This window comes from Ruminococcus sp. (assembly GCF_045129435.1).
Taxonomy (GTDB): domain Bacteria; phylum Bacillota; class Clostridia; order Oscillospirales; family Acutalibacteraceae; genus Ruminococcoides.
Map to the genome: position 1 here is coordinate 1 of NZ_JBGVJL010000064.1, position 14851 is coordinate 14851.

At 40.3% G+C, this 14851-nt stretch carries 13 protein-coding genes and 2 tRNA genes; 2 read left to right on the forward strand and 13 right to left on the reverse strand.

The window, feature by feature from the left end; all coding sequences use genetic code 11:
- Window positions 1-244: 244 nt before the first annotated feature.
- The 5 genes from proC to ACJMMI_RS03135 form a co-directional block, all read right to left on the reverse strand.
- Entirely contained in the window at window positions 245-1045 is an 801-nt protein-coding gene (proC, locus tag ACJMMI_RS03115; protein ID WP_405353449.1) for a pyrroline-5-carboxylate reductase, read from the reverse strand.
- Between the two features lie 64 nt (window positions 1046-1109).
- A complete protein-coding gene (locus ACJMMI_RS03120; protein WP_405353450.1) occupies window positions 1110-3206 on the reverse strand; it encodes an SH3 domain-containing protein in 2097 nt (698 codons plus the stop codon).
- A gap of 14 nt (window positions 3207-3220) precedes the next feature.
- Entirely contained in the window at window positions 3221-3784 is a 564-nt protein-coding gene (locus tag ACJMMI_RS03125) for a hypothetical protein (RefSeq protein WP_405353453.1), read from the reverse strand.
- Between the two features lies 1 nt (window position 3785).
- Window positions 3786-4403 carry a DnaJ domain-containing protein gene (locus ACJMMI_RS03130; RefSeq protein WP_405353455.1) on the reverse strand — a complete coding sequence of 206 codons (618 nt, stop codon included), beginning with the start codon at window positions 4401-4403 and terminating at the stop codon, window positions 3786-3788.
- Complete coding sequence (locus ACJMMI_RS03135; protein ID WP_405353458.1) at window positions 4387-5283, reverse strand: DUF5685 family protein; 897 nt, start codon at window positions 5281-5283, stop codon at window positions 4387-4389. The genes ACJMMI_RS03130 and ACJMMI_RS03135 overlap by 17 nt, the downstream gene beginning before the upstream one ends.
- A gap of 176 nt (window positions 5284-5459) precedes the next feature.
- On the opposite strand from ACJMMI_RS03135, the gene ACJMMI_RS03140 reads away from it, so the two are divergent.
- Window positions 5460-6026 carry an HAD-IB family phosphatase gene (locus tag ACJMMI_RS03140; RefSeq protein ID WP_405353461.1) on the forward strand — a complete coding sequence of 189 codons (567 nt, stop codon included), beginning with the start codon at window positions 5460-5462 and terminating at the stop codon, window positions 6024-6026.
- A 107-nt stretch (window positions 6027-6133) separates the two neighbouring features.
- Here the strand turns inward: ACJMMI_RS03140 and ACJMMI_RS03145 are convergent, their stop codons facing one another.
- The 8 genes from ACJMMI_RS03145 to ACJMMI_RS03180 form a co-directional block, all read right to left on the reverse strand.
- Window positions 6134-6979, reverse strand: coding sequence for a hypothetical protein (locus tag ACJMMI_RS03145; protein WP_405353463.1), 846 nt, complete (start codon window positions 6977-6979; stop codon window positions 6134-6136).
- 396 nt (window positions 6980-7375) lie between these two features.
- Entirely contained in the window at window positions 7376-8575 is a 1200-nt protein-coding gene (locus tag ACJMMI_RS03150; protein ID WP_405353466.1) for a serine hydrolase domain-containing protein, read from the reverse strand.
- A 14-nt stretch (window positions 8576-8589) separates the two neighbouring features.
- The gene (locus ACJMMI_RS03155) at window positions 8590-10824 is read right to left on the reverse strand and encodes an ATP-dependent helicase (RefSeq protein ID WP_405353467.1); all 2235 of its coding nucleotides are present in this window, start codon (window positions 10822-10824) and stop codon (window positions 8590-8592) included.
- Between the two features lie 74 nt (window positions 10825-10898).
- Window positions 10899-11369 (reverse strand): DUF4358 domain-containing protein, encoded by a 471-nt coding sequence (locus ACJMMI_RS03160; protein WP_405353470.1) that lies wholly within the window; start codon window positions 11367-11369, stop codon window positions 10899-10901.
- A 66-nt stretch (window positions 11370-11435) separates the two neighbouring features.
- Window positions 11436-11512, reverse strand: a tRNA-Pro gene (locus tag ACJMMI_RS03165).
- 36 nt (window positions 11513-11548) lie between these two features.
- A tRNA-Gln gene (locus ACJMMI_RS03170) sits at window positions 11549-11622 on the reverse strand.
- A gap of 287 nt (window positions 11623-11909) precedes the next feature.
- Window positions 11910-12902 carry an ATP-binding protein gene (locus ACJMMI_RS03175; RefSeq protein WP_405353471.1) on the reverse strand — a complete coding sequence of 331 codons (993 nt, stop codon included), beginning with the start codon at window positions 12900-12902 and terminating at the stop codon, window positions 11910-11912.
- A 15-nt stretch (window positions 12903-12917) separates the two neighbouring features.
- On the reverse strand, window positions 12918-13955 hold the full coding sequence (locus tag ACJMMI_RS03180) for a DnaD domain protein (protein ID WP_405353474.1): 1038 nt from the start codon (window positions 13953-13955) through the stop codon (window positions 12918-12920).
- A gap of 281 nt (window positions 13956-14236) precedes the next feature.
- Here ACJMMI_RS03180 and ACJMMI_RS03185 point away from each other — a divergent pair, with 281 nt between their 5' ends.
- The gene (locus ACJMMI_RS03185) at window positions 14237-14488 is read left to right on the forward strand and encodes a TIGR03905 family TSCPD domain-containing protein (protein WP_405353476.1); all 252 of its coding nucleotides are present in this window, start codon (window positions 14237-14239) and stop codon (window positions 14486-14488) included.
- The last annotated feature ends 363 nt before the right edge of the window (window positions 14489-14851 follow it).

Consider the following 14851-nt stretch of genomic DNA (forward strand, 5'->3'; position numbering starts at 1 on the left):
CACGGCATAAACCGTACCGCAGGCAAGTCCGACAATCAGCACAAAAATAAACAAGGCATAAATTCCGTAGCGTTTTATGTAATATTTAATATCCTGTGGCGAAAGTGAAAATCTGCCGCTTGAAATCATATCTGTTTTTCTTTTTAACGAAAATATAAAGCCTTTCACAAAACATTCCTCCATATAATTATCCTAAATAAAAATATGCGAAATGCTTTGTCTGTATGCAAACAGGCTTTAAAAATTACTTGCCAAGCTCCTCGGCTCTCTTTGTGCAGGCAGCCATACCCTTTTTAACTGCATCATAAAAGCCAAGGCTTTCCATTGCTTCAAGTGCGGCAATGGTAGTACCACCCTTTGAACTTACCTTTTTAATGAGAGTATCGGCACTGTCGCCACTCTCCTTGAGCATTTTAGCAGAACCCTCAAGAGTAGCACAAATAAGGTTCATGGCCTTGTCATAATCTATGCCACATTCCTCTGCATAGTCAGCCATAGCCTTTGCAAAAAGGTAAATATATGCAGGACTGCTGCCATTTACAGAGATAATCTCGTTCATATGATCCTCTGTGATGTATTCGCATACACCGCTGCCCGCAAACATATTATAAACAATTTCCTTATCCTCATCAGAAATATTATCAGATGGACAGAGAGCAGATGCACCCTTGCCAAGTAAAAGCGGAGTATTTGGCATAACTCTTACTACAGGGCATTTACAATCGAGAAGATTCTGTACATATGCAATGGAAATACCTGCCGCAATAGACACAAAAACCTTATCCTCGGTAACCTCCGACTTCAACATCTCAAGCACCTCAGGGTAGTTCTGTGGCTTAACGGCAAGAACAGTAATGTCACTTGCAAGCATAACCTCAACAGCCGAAGCTTTGATGCTAATGCCCTTTTTGCTCATAATGTCGCACTTTTCGTTGTCGAGGTCAAACACATTGATAAAATCAGCCTTGCCCTCATTCTGTGACATAAGACTGCCAATAATAGCAGTAGCCATATTTCCTGCACCAATAAAACCAATTTTCTTCATTATAATACTCCCTTTCAAAATTATATAATTCTGCTAAAGTCTTTCTGATTTGAAAGCCTTAAAATCATAATCCAAAGCTCGGGTTGCTTGCACAGGTATAGCTAAAGCCGTATTTATTCAAATAGCCGTCCCTTGTGTAGTCACCAAAGAAAAATATTTCTGCTTCATCAACTCGTCTGTACAAAAGTCCCTCATAGCAGCTGCCTGCCGCATGGTGATAGGCAAAGAAATTTTTTGCATACGCCGACTTGCTGACATCGTCAAGACTTCTGCTTGCTGACATAACAGATGCGTAATCGGAATAAATATATCCGACTGTGCCGTCGCTGAGCTTGATTTTATACCAACTGTCATTATAAAGTATGCCGTCAACAAAGGTAAAGCTTGTACCATAAGACATAACTGTCACTACAGAGTATGAAGTTGATGCACCGCTTCTCAGATTAACGCTGTCACCGCTTACATAACCCTGTGCATTTGCGGCTGGTTTTACTGTAGCTTGTGAAGTAGTGTTGAGTAAGGTATCCGACAAATCGCTGTCATTATCAAGTGCATAAGCACCTACATTATATGTAAAGCACACAAGTGCATCAAACTGCTGCTGATTACATTTTACATTGTTTGCAAGCATAAAATTATTAACCCTTGTTGTGTAACCACCGCTGTTTACAGTCTGGCAAAGGTAAGCATATGCCTCGGTTTGTGAAAGATTATTATAAAATTGTTCGCCCGACCATACAACCTTGCCGTAGCCGACAGTTGCGTCACCTGTGATATAGTCAGGTGTTACATTCGGCAAAAAGCCTTCATAATTTGCTATAAGGGAAATAATATCGTCACTTGCCCTGCGTTCGCCATATACCGCAGTTGTAGTGTCGGTTGATGAGGTTACAAATACCTCACCCTCGGCATCGTCCTCGGTTGTTCTGTAATAGCTTTCATCCTCGGCAAGCGAATAGGCTGTGTAGTCCCATTTGCCTGATGAGTTAAGCACAATACCGGCAGACCAAATTATATTATTGCCGTCTTTTTCTAAAGAGTCAGCGTGGAGAGTGTAGCTCTCACTGCCGTTTGTAATTGTAAAATACAAACCTCTTTTTGTGTTGTCGGTAATTGCTTTAAGCTTTACAAGACTGTTGAGCGGTGCAGAGTTCGGCGTAGCATAAACGAAACGAACAGGAGCAGACTTGCTTACAGTCACAATGCAAGTGCCTGCACCATAGCTTGTTTCGGCTGAAATTACCGCAACACCCTCGCTCTTAGCATATACAACGCCGTCACTTACTGTAGCGACATTTGAATTTGAAGTTTTCCAGTCAACATATGAATCGGTTGTGAGGAAAACAGATTTACCTTTATTAATATTAACTGTTGAATCGGAAATGCCAACATAGCTTCCGCTTGTAACTGTTACATTGCAAGATTCCGACACTCCGTCATATCTTGCAGTAATTACCGCATAACCCGTAGCATTTGCATATAAAAGTCCGTCAGAGGTGACAGACACAACGCTTGAATTTGAGGAAGAAAAACTTACACTTTTCGCACCATTTACATACAAAGTACTGTAGTTGCCTCTGTACATACTAAGGCTTGTCTTGGAAAGGCCGCTTTTTTGCGGTTCGTCAGTATTGAGTTTTACATAGTCAGCATAAACATATCCTCTTGTGCCGTCTGAAAGCTCAATGTAATACCAATTACCGCTTTTAGAAATAGCGGTAAGCTTTGTACCGTAGTCAAGAGTGGCAACTATAGAATAATCTGTACCCGCACCCGACCTCATATTTACATCACTGCCGGTTATGTATCCCGAACCAAGGGTTGTGGTAGTATCGCTTACAGTAGCATATTCGTAATAAATATATCCCTTAATGCCGCTTGAAAGTGTGATTTTGTACCATTCGCCGTTGTATAGCGTAGCGTCATCAAATGTAAACTCTGTTTTATATGGCATTACAGTCACAACGCTATAGCTTGTACCTGCACCTGAGCGAAGATTTACTCCATCATCATTAACATAGCCTGCCGCACCGGCATACACGCTTGCACTCACAGACTGCGAAGTATCGGAAATCTCCGCTGCATTTGCCGGCACAGAAAAAACCAGCAGCATAGCCACGAGCATTGGAACTATTAACTTTTTAACGCTGACTTTTTTCATAATTAACCCCTCTGTTATTTCCTGTACTTAGGCTTGATAAGCTTGTTTCTGAGTACTACTATATAGTATGTAATCAGTTTTGTTGCGGCTAAATCGTATATAAAGAAAAATACATTGCCTGCAAGCAAGAACAACCATGGTACATACAAACCTGCAATGGTATATTCCTCCATAGGCACGGCAAGCAGAAATGCCGCAATAAAAAATGCACCAATCACCGCAACATTGAACACCGCATATTTAAGCACAAGCTGTACGGCTCTGGTTTTGATTTTGCCTTCGATTGCACCCTTAATTATTGGATAGTAACCAAAAAACATAATGTAGTACACCACCGCTTCCTTGTCGCCTGCAAGGAAAAGTGAGAGCAATGCCACACACACAAACGCTCCCCACGCCCATTTGTGACCTGCCTCAACCACAACCACCATAAGCACAATTCCTGCCATACAAGGAAACGCAAATGTTCCGAGTGGCACTAAAGAGGTTAGCATCATCATTACAAGTGCAAGTGCGGACAGCACACCTGAAATTGTGACCTTGAAGGTGGTTTTTGATAAACCCGATGTTTTTTTCATATTAACATCCCATTCTGCAACAGTTGCACAAGCAGTTTGTTAGGCAGTTTACACATAGGCAGGTAGTGCAGTAATCACACATAGCACCGTCACCTGTGTTTGGTGTACCCTGAGTGTAGCCGCCGTAGTTATATGCTCTTTGATTGTTCATATTATTAAGTGCCGCTCTGTACTCCTGATTGTTAGGGTCCATATTTACAGCCTGTGTAAAGTAAGAATAAGCTTGATTTGCCCAGCCCTTGCGGTATGCACACATACCCTTGAGGTAATGCCATTCGGCGTCACGATACTGCTGCTCGGTGTTGTCGAGTATCTGCTCGGCTTCGTTTATCATATTTCTCTGAATGTAAATTCTTACACCGTGAAATCTTGTTGATTGATGAGAATATCCGCCGGCAGAACTTGACGAAGAGCCTGTACCTCTTCCCTTTTGTCTGAGCTGATTAATAGTATCGTAAGCCTCATTGATTTCCTTCATTTTCTGCTCGGCAACATCTGCAAGCGGACTATCGGCATAGTTATCAGGATGATATTTTTTAGCAAGCTTTCTGTAGGCTGCCTTAATTTCTTCATCGCTGGCATTCTCTGATACGCCAAGTACCTCATAAGGATTGTTCATCTTTACTTCCTTTCTCAGGCTCAGAATTGCACTCTGAGCAGTTCTTGTTTTTGCTTGTAATTTTATTCTGCATTTTCGGGAAACCTCTGAGCATCATATTGTCGAGTATTCCCTTAAAAGGTTTTATATCAAGTAAAATATACGCATCATACGCTCTTGCAAGGCATTGATTGAGCGTTACACAAATAAGGTCGCTGTCCGCCTTAGTATCATTTTCAACAAACGGATTGAAATTATGCGACTCCATATCCTTTTCAATATCATCGGCGGCATCTATAAGATATATCCACCTGCCGAGATTGTAGCCAAATTCGTAAAGCACTCGGCTTTCGATTTCGTCTTTTCCGTCCTCTGCAAGAATTTTACCGAGCATAACAGCGGTAGGGTCAGCCGAAATATCCACAGATGAATTTTTATCCTTTTCAATTTCAGCCTGCCTTTGCATCATATCTCCCACATATTCGTCAATCCGGGGATAACGCTTTTTAGCCTTTTTACGCTGATGCGAAATAAACGGCTTTGCCATTCTGAACAGCAACGATTTAAAAAAGCCGCTGTCGTTAATATCGTCAATAATTTTATAATAAACAGTAATAATCGAAAAAGCCGCCGCCTTTGAGTAATCGTCATTTTTACTGTAGGCAAAGTTGCAGCTTTTAAGCGGATTGCAGGTACATCTGCCACGCCTAAATCCACTGCAAGAGGAATGAAGCGACATTAAAAGCATTGCGTAAAATGTGCAGTCATAGCTTAATGTAACCCTTGTCCAGAACGAATAGTCCTTGCCCATCTGCTTGCAAAGTCCGCAGTAAATAGCCTTGTAAGTTTCAAATTCCTTTACAAGAAGCTCTTCTTTTTCTATCTGTAAATAACCGAACACAGCTTTTCTCCTATATTATTACTCACATTATACTATACTATATTTCAAGGTAAAAAGCAACAGTAAGTATGCCGAAAATAGGTGATTATTAGGTGAACACACATATTGCAAAACTTGAAAATTAATTATAAAATATAAGTATTTATTTAGATAATATTTAACTAAGAGGTTTATTTATGAATGTATATGACTTTGACAAAACAATATATGACGGTGATTCTACCGCCGACTTTTACATTTTCTCCCTTAAAAGGCATAAAAAAATTCTGCTCCTTGCCCCATCTTTAATCGGTGCTTTTATTAAATTCTATGTATTTAAAATCGGCACAAAGACACAATTCAAGGAAAAAATGTATCGTTTTCTTACATATTGCGACCTTGAAAAGGATATTCCCGACTTTTGGGAAAGTCATATCGGCAGGATAAAAAATTTCTACAAAAATCAGCAAAGACCTGATGATGTAATAATCTCGGCATCACCGTACTTTTTGCTTGAGCCTGCCTGCAAAAATCTTGGAATTGCTCACCTTATGGCATCAAATGTAGATAAAAACACAGGCAAATACAACGGAATAAATTGTCATGGTGAAGAAAAGGTAAGACGCTACAGAGAAAAATTCGGTAATGCTGAAATTAATGAATTTTATTCGGACAGCTACAGCGACACTCCACTTGCTAAAATTTCAAATAAAGCTTTCATCGTAAAAGGTGAAGAACTGAGTGAATGGGATTTTTCAAAATAAGAATTATAAAAATCTGTTTCTAAATATGCTATATTTAAAGCACTTGGTATAGAACCGCAAAAAAACGCACCCCAAAAGTCAAACGCTTTTGGAGGTGCATTTTTATGTCAGCCGTTACAGCTACATTCAAAATTGTACTTTTCCTTTTCCTCTGCTCTGGCGTTAGGCGGGAAAAATGACTCATTAGGGAATTCAACCTTGCTGAATACCTCGCAAGGGTCATCACTTGTAGGCTTACATTCCTTGCGTGGAATACAAAAATCATAAGACGGAATCATAATTTGCACATTCCGCTCAAGCTGAGTAATGGTGAAAATACCGATAGTAGCATTCACACTTGCTGTGCCGGAACAAGCAAAATCGTCACCAAAGTATGTTATTACACATTCAGGAATCGGCACACATGGAAGTGGCGGAACACAGCCCTTTACAAGCTTTGCAGAAAGTGCCATCGGCTCGGAAATCTGTACAGTTGCCTTTGGCAAAAATGCGGAATATGTGCATGAAGTATTCTTTTCGGCACACATTACACATTCATCGCTTGAAAAGCTTCTTGTGCTTGCTTCACTGCCGTAAAGAACAGCCCTCTTGCCGTAAACGGCAAGACCGTTTACCTTGCTCGGAATTGAACAGCCACAGCTGTATGCCTCAAGAGAAATATCAAAGAAGAATGTAACATCTACTGCATAATAGCCACGATGAAAAGCCACAGGCTCAACGCTTAATTCAGCGGTGATAACGCTTGCCTTGCAGATTTTTACCGACGAAGCATTATTGATTACTGTCTGATTGCAAGGAGTAAAATAAACGGTAAGATTACTCAGGCAATCCTTTGAACCACAGCTGTCATAAATACGGCTTGCATTTATACATACTGCGTCTGTACATCTGTTTTCGGCAGACGATTCATTGCCCGACTGCCGTGGTGATGTGCCGTACGAAACATCTGGCATAAAAATAACCTCCATAAAAGTATTAACAGGCTTACGCTCTGTAACATTACATTTTATGAAGGTTTAATTTAATTGTGAATAAATATTGGGGTAATATTGATAAATTATGGTTTATACTACAAAACTGTCGGGAAATTCCAAGCCTTCCCCTACAAGGGGAAGGTGGCATTTTCGTAAGAAAATGACGAATGAGGTGTCGCCGTTTACGGCGTTTTTCTTAATCTAAACTTTGATATAAGTGAACTCTTAACGAGTTCAACACCTCATCAGTCACTTGCGTGACAGCTTCCCCTAGAGGGGAAGCCTAAATTCGCTAAACCATAATTTACCACAACTATTGAAAAACTAAATATTTAGCTATAATCCGGCGTTGAAAGCTTGAGAATCAACAAGCTTTTATTTTAAATAAGGCACTAAAATTTCGTCAAGCTTTTTGCTTATAGTAAGCGGATTTGACTGGGTATAGTTTGAAAAAGCTATAAATACCTTACTGCTGTCCTGAGCAAATAAAATTCTCGCATTAAATCTATAGAAATTAGCGTCACAATAGTAGTTGCCGTACTCATCAACATAGAGTCCATAGGCAAATCCGGACTTGTATGGAGTAAACATTTCTTCCTTAGATTCAACACTCAGAAAATCATTTCCCGTAATAGCCTCGGTCCATTTTAACAAATCACTCAGATTTGAAATCATACCGCTTGACGAATACGCTACACCTGGATAAATATTCCACTCATCATCAAAAATATCCTGATAGCCTGTAGCAAGCTGGTCTGTTGACTCAAAAGTTGTAGATGCCATACCAAGTGGTTCTAAGATATTTTCCTTAACATATTCCTCGTAGCTTTTGCCGCTTACTTTTTCTATTATATCGCCAAGAATAAAATAGTCGGAATTTGAGTAGCTGTATTTGTCCTCGTCTGAGCTTTCAATATCCTGCGAAAGTATCCAATCAAGCACTATTTTATGATTTTCTTTTGCAGAATTATTTTCTTTTACATCAAACTCTGCTTTATTTGCCCTTACACCCTCTGCCGACTTGCCAAGATAATCCGGCAAGCCTGTAGTCATTGTAAGCAAGTTGCGGATTGTAAGGTCAGAGCCGTATTTGTAGTCAGGATAATATTTATCAAGCTTATCATCCGTACTCAGTTTTTCATCCTGCTGCAAAAGCATAATTGCTGTTGCGGTAAACTGCTTTGTAAGTGAGCCAATGTAATAATTTGTATTGAGTGAATTATATGTATGAGTGCCCTTATCGGCATAACCGTTGTTGCCGATATATTCAAAATCATTGCCGATTTTGTAATACACAGTGCCCTTGAATTTATTTTTTACCAAAGCATTGTCAAACTTTGCCTGCACAGTGTCAGAGTCCTGCTTTAATTTGTTATAATTCATTGCAGGATTTGACGGAACTTCATCTGCTGTTGAAGGCATTGTGGTGAGTGCCTGAGTAGTGGCAGCAGTAGAATTTGTAGTCTGCGGTGCAGTTGTAGCAGATGACTCGGAATCAGAGTTGCAGCCCGAAACCGCAACCGCCGAATATGCAGCCATAGCCACGCACATAAAGGTTTTTGCCAAAGCTTTCATAGAAAATCACCTCATCAGATTTTTTCCATTTTACTGAAATTAGCCATAAGAGTTTTTGTGCCCGCTTTATCGAAAGCAACCTCAAGCATAGTATCGTTGCCCATTTTTTCGGTTTTCATAATCATACCCTTGCCAAAAACCTTATGGAACACGCTGTCGCCAACCTTATACACAGTACCCGACTTTACGGCAGGCTTTGTAAAGGTATTAAAGCTTTTGTTAGGATATTTTGAGCCTGCTCCTGCACCGATACTTATATGGCTTGAAGATGAAAAACCGTTTTGTGTGGCAAAGGTTTTTCTCTCTCCTGTATAATTGAGAAGCTCAGGCGGAATTTCATTTACAAAGCGGGAAGCCTTGTTGTAGCTTGTGTGACCCATAAGCATTCTTGCCTTAGCCTTGGTAATATAAAGCTTTTCCTTGGCTCTTGTAATGCCAACATATGCAAGTCTGCGTTCCTCGTTAAGCTCATCAGGATTCATAATTGTGGCAATAGATGGGAACACTCCTTCTTCCATACCTGCAATGAACACCACCGGAAACTCAAGTCCCTTTGCACTGTGCAAGGTCATCATAACGGACGAATCTGCCTCGGCATCGTAATTATCTATATCAGTCTGCAAAGAAATTTCCTCAAGGAAGTTTGAGAGTGAAGCCTCTTCGGCATAGTCCTCCTCAAACTTGATGATATTTGAAGAAAGCTCCTCGATGTTTTCAATTCTCACATCGGGATTATCTTTTTCGGTTTTTAAGTATTTTTCGTAATCTGTGTGTTCAAGAATAAGATTATACAATTCTGCAAGAGTATAATCTCCGCTCTGCTCAGCCTCCATAAGTCCGTCAATCAGCGATACAAAGCTTTTAAGCTTAGCAGCCGCTCTTGCAAGCTGAGGGTAAGAGTCTGCCTCTTCAATAACTGTATAAATGCTCTCGCCGAGTCCTGCGGCAATCTCAGCGGCTCTCTCAAGAGTAGTACCGCCGATTCCACGCTTAGGCACATTAATAATTCTGCTGAGTCTTACATCATCGTGAGGGTTGTTGATAACCTGCAAATAAGCTACCATATCACGAATTTCTTCTCTGTCATAGAAGCGTCTGCCACCGATTACTCTGTGTGGAATACCACTCCTTGACAATGCCTGCTCAATGGAGTTTGACTGAGCATTCATTCTGTAAAGAATAGCAAAGTCCGAAAATTTTCTGCCCTCTGCCACGCCGTCAAGAATAGTTTTGGCAATAAACTGAGCCTCGTCACGCTCTGAGTCGGAGGTATGCACCTCAATTTTGTCGCCCACAGCATTTTCAGTCCACAAAGTTTTGCCCTTACGCATTGTGTTATTGGAAATAACGCCGTTTGCAGCGTTAAGAATATTTTGGGTACTGCGGTAATTCTGCTCAAGTCTTATCATTTTAGCACCCTTAAAGGTGTTTTCAAACGAGAGAATATTCTCAATGGTAGCACCTCTGAATTTGTAAATACTCTGGTCATCATCACCTACAACGCAGATGTTGCCGTACTTTGCGGCAAGCATACTTACAAACTTGTACTGCACCTTGTTGGTATCCTGATACTCGTCAACCATAATGTACTTGAACTGATTCTGATAATTCTCAAGTACATCAGGACAGGTTTCAAAAAGATGAACTGTATTGCACAGCATATCGTCAAAGTCCATAGCATCAGCGGTTTTAAGTCTTGACTGGTACACCTCGTACACCTTTGCAACCGACTGCTTGAGATTGTCATAGCCTGCCTGCTTGAGCATTTCCTGCGGTGTGAGCATTTTATCCTTTGCTCTCGAAATCTCAGCGAGCACCTTTTTTACCGGAAGCATTTTTTCGTCATAATTTAGCTGCTTTAAAATGTCCTTAACAAGTTTTTTCTGATCGTCAGTGCCGTAAACCGTAAAATGACTTGAAAAACCGATTCTGTCGCCGTATCTTCTCAAAATTCTCGCACAGGTTGAGTGGAAGGTAGCCGCCCATATGTCAGCACCGCCGTCAGGCACAGCATTGCAGATTCTCTCTTTCAGCTCTCCTGCCGCTTTATTGGTAAAGGTAATGGCAAGTATCTGCCAAGGCTTGCAAAGCCCAGACTGCAAAATATAGGCAATTCTGTTTACGAGCACAGTTGTTTTGCCCGAACCTGCACCGGCAAGAATGAGCAGAGGACCTTCCGTACAAAAAACAGCCTGCTGCTGCATTTTATTCATATGTGAAAATTGTTTTTGTAATTCTGATTGTACCATAGCAATATTCCCAATTAATTATTTAATAACACAGAAAACGGGCGAACTAAGTCCGCCCGTATAGTATGACGATTTTATTTTATGTAGCCGTAGAATGTTTCAAGAATTTCAGGGCCCTGGTCTGCAACAATCATAGTAACATAGTTGCCGTCCTGAGTAACCTTGCAAGCCTCTACCATAGGAAGCTTTTCAGCGTTGTAGCCTGAGTACTGAGTAACAATAGATGTGTAGGTCTTAGAGAGAGCCTCGTTTACTCTTGTGGCTGCATCTGCGTCAACAGCCTCTACAAGTACGATTTCTACTCTTGAGTTGCTGTCTGAATTGATTTCAGCGGCAAACTGCTTAACATCTTCAGTATCAATACTGTAGTATTTCTTGAGGTCATTTACATCTGAAAGCTCTTTAAGGCTTAAAGAATACTGTGAGTTGATGTCTGAAAGAACTGTTTTGAGGTCAACCTCTTTGCTGCCTGAGCAACCGGCAAATGCTGTAAGAGCTGTAAGACAAAGTACAAAAACAGTTGCAAGTGAAATTACCTTTTTCATAAAATAGCCTCCAAATGATTTTTAATTAAAAATACGCCAAGTCGTGACTGACTCGGCGTATAAATGTGGTCGAGGTGACAAGATTCGAACTTGCGACCCCATCGTCCCGAACGATGTACGCTACCAAACTGCGCTACACCTCGATTGAGTAAAATAGCCCCGATTACTCGGGGCTATATTGGCTGAGGAATAGGGATTCGAACCCCAACAAACAGAGTCAGAGTCTGTCGTGCTACCGTTACACTATTCCTCAATGTTTTAACCGCTTTCGCTTTCGCTCTCGCAATCAACGATATTTATTATATAGCACAAGGTCTATTTTGTCAACACTTTTTTGAAAAAAATTTCAAAAATTTTCAAAAAAGTTTTTAAGTAATGAGAAAGTGGCTATTCTACTGGGTTTTTCTTAGCAATAAATTTTAAATAAGTTTTGAAAAAACAAGAAAAAGACAGGAACAATTAAAAAGTATTTAGTAATATTTCTTTTACAGAATTATATTTTCTTTTAATAATCTCTGTCTTTCTGCAATTTTTTGCTTTTTACAGACTTTTTCTCAGTCTTATATCGTCACCGACAAAGTTAAGTCGTATTCCCTCGCCGTAAATTCTCGAAACAAATCTTGCGGTGTAGGTTTTTTCAAGCTCATTAATTGAAAGGTTGGTATTTATAATAAAAGGCTTGTTAAGTAACATTCTTGAATTACACAGATTATAGAACTGGGTGGTTGAAAACTGGTTTGGAAATTCTGTGCCGAGGTCGTCAATAATCAACAAATCGCATTTAGCAAGCATATCAAAGTACTCGCTGTCACTGCTGTCCTTTGAGAAGTGCATATTGCTTAGCGTTGACATCAGCATAGGAGCCGATACATAAATCACGCCAAAACCTCGTCTTGTCACCTCATTTGCAATGGCAAGTGAAAGATGCGTTTTACCAAGACCTGTACCGCCACGCATTAAAATACTCTTTGAGTTGGTTGTAAAGGTTTTTGCATACTGAACGCAGAAGTTATAAATCTTCTGCATTTTATCATACGGAGAAACTCCGCTTTCTTTATCAACCTGATGGCTGTAGTAGTCAAGATTAAAGCTGTCAAAGGTAGAGAGCCTGAGTGGTGCTGTGCGGTTAAGCTCCTCGCAGGCGGTAGCCACAAGGAGTCTTTTAAAGCAATTACAATATACTGTTCTGCCGTCCTTTTCAACATAGCCGGTATCCTTGCAGAATTTACAGCTGTATTGTGGTTCAAAGCAGTTTTCATCATAACCGTTCTGCACTAGAAGCTTTTTTACCTCATTCTGCATTGCAAGACTTTTGCTTTTCAAATCCTGTGTGGCGGACTTTACATCGCCACCGTTTAATACGGCACGAACAGCCAGAATACCGCAGGAGGAAATCTGCTTTTCAAGCTGTTCAATCTGCGGAACTCGTCTGTAAACCTCTTCCCTGATTCTGTCAGCCTTACGCTCGGCATTAGTACGCCTTTCTTCCATTTTGGCCTTAGTAGCCTTGTAAATTTCCTTGCTGTATCCCATAAAATTTCACCACACTTAAATACTGTCGATTGTGTCCAATCTCTGCAAATCGTTAATATTATATGAAGAATTCTGACTGCCCTTTCGTCCGTTTGGCTTTGCAGGGCGGTTTTCGTAAATTCTCAGTTCATCGGTATTGCGGATACCTGCCGAATTCCAGCGTTGCAAAATGCCGTTTATGTATCTGAAATCGCAGGTATTCTTTTTATCAATGCACCTGTTATAAGCTTCTCTGAGCATTTCCTGAGAGAACTTCCACTCGTTCACCCAGCAGTCGGAATATTTCAGCTGATTAGGTGACGGAGAGCCTGTATTTGTAAGTCCGAATGCCGCCTTTACAACATTAAAGCTCTGGCTTGCAAGATGAGCCTGCTTAATTTTATTCTCAGCCGCTTCAATCGAGAATACACCGCAGTCAGACCAACGCACACCCATATTTTCAATCGCCCTGATGTTTGATTTACCAATGCTTATGCAGTACTGAATGAGCATTATGATAACCTCGCAAGGCAGACCGCAGGTGTTCTTGAGCATAAGTAAAGAGGATGCGTCAGAGTTTGAAAGAGGCTTGCTAAGAGCTGTCTGAGCCTCATTTACAAGCATTTTAAATTCCTCGTCAACCGCAAGCTGTTGAGCCACATACACATAGTCAGGTCGCTGTGGCTTTGCCACTATATGCGGTGTAACAGGCTTTTCAGGCTGAGCGGAAGCAGCAGGAATTTCCTCTGCAGCACTATGTCTTTGTACCGTTTGTTTAGGCTCTGCAACTGGCTGTGACTGGGCATTACTTGCCCTTTCAGGCTCATATGTACCGTTGTTTTCGCAGAAAATACCTCTCGACACCCAATACTCAACAGCCTCGGGAATGTCAGTTTCGTTCACACCAGTAGCCTTACTGATGTCGCTCTCGCTCATATTTTCTCCGCTATGCCTTAAAAGATACAAAAGCACCTTCAGCTTTACGCCGTCCGAAAACTTCAGTCCCTCATCTACAACAGATGACGGAACTGCAAATATTGAATTCCAAGCACCAAGATTAATTTTCATAGACATTTCATATACCTCAGACCAAATTTTTCATATACCGTAAAATAAGATGTAGTTGAGTAAATAATATTTCAATAATAAAAAGTTTACCAATCTTTATGGTTAAAACTTTCAACATTCTTATTTTAAAACGTTGAAAACTTTTCGGTTGCCACTCACATCTACATCATTCGTACCCATTATTATATCACACTAATTTTAAAAATCGACACATATTTTAAAAATTTATAGATTTTTTTAAAGAAATGTGTTATTATACATTTGAAATGTTTTAAGGAGGTATTTTTATGACATATACATACATTCCAAAGGGTGTTTGCTCAAGACAGATTAACCTCGAAATCAATGACGGTGTAATCACCTCTTGCGAATTTATCGGTGGCTGTTCAGGCAATACTCAGGGAATTTGTGCTCTTGTAAAGGGCATGGACGCTGAGGAGGCTGTAAAAAGGCTCAAAGGCATTGATTGCCGTGGCAGAGGTACTTCTTGCCCTGACCAGCTTTCTTACGCTATTGAGGAAGCACTTGAGCTTGAATAAGCTTTTCAGCCAAAATTTTATATTTATCATAACATTAAAAGCTCTCTTTATTTGCGTAAAGAGAGCTTTTCGTTTTATGGTTCTTTTTCGAGAGTTGGGGAAATTATGGTTTAGCAGAAAACTTCGGGTAATTAACATAAAATTTAGGTCGAGCCTTTTTAAAGGCTCGTGGGTTTGGGCAACGCCCAAGAAAAGTTGTTTTCATTGCAATTTGCAAGGCACAAACAGCAACGCTGTTTGTGTGCTAAAGCAAAGTTTGTCAAAACAGGCGACAGCCATTTAAAAGAAACAATTCATTAATAAAGAATAATGATTTTTTATGTTGCTATCGCAATTATAAGGCTTTCGCTGTTGTGTTCAAGC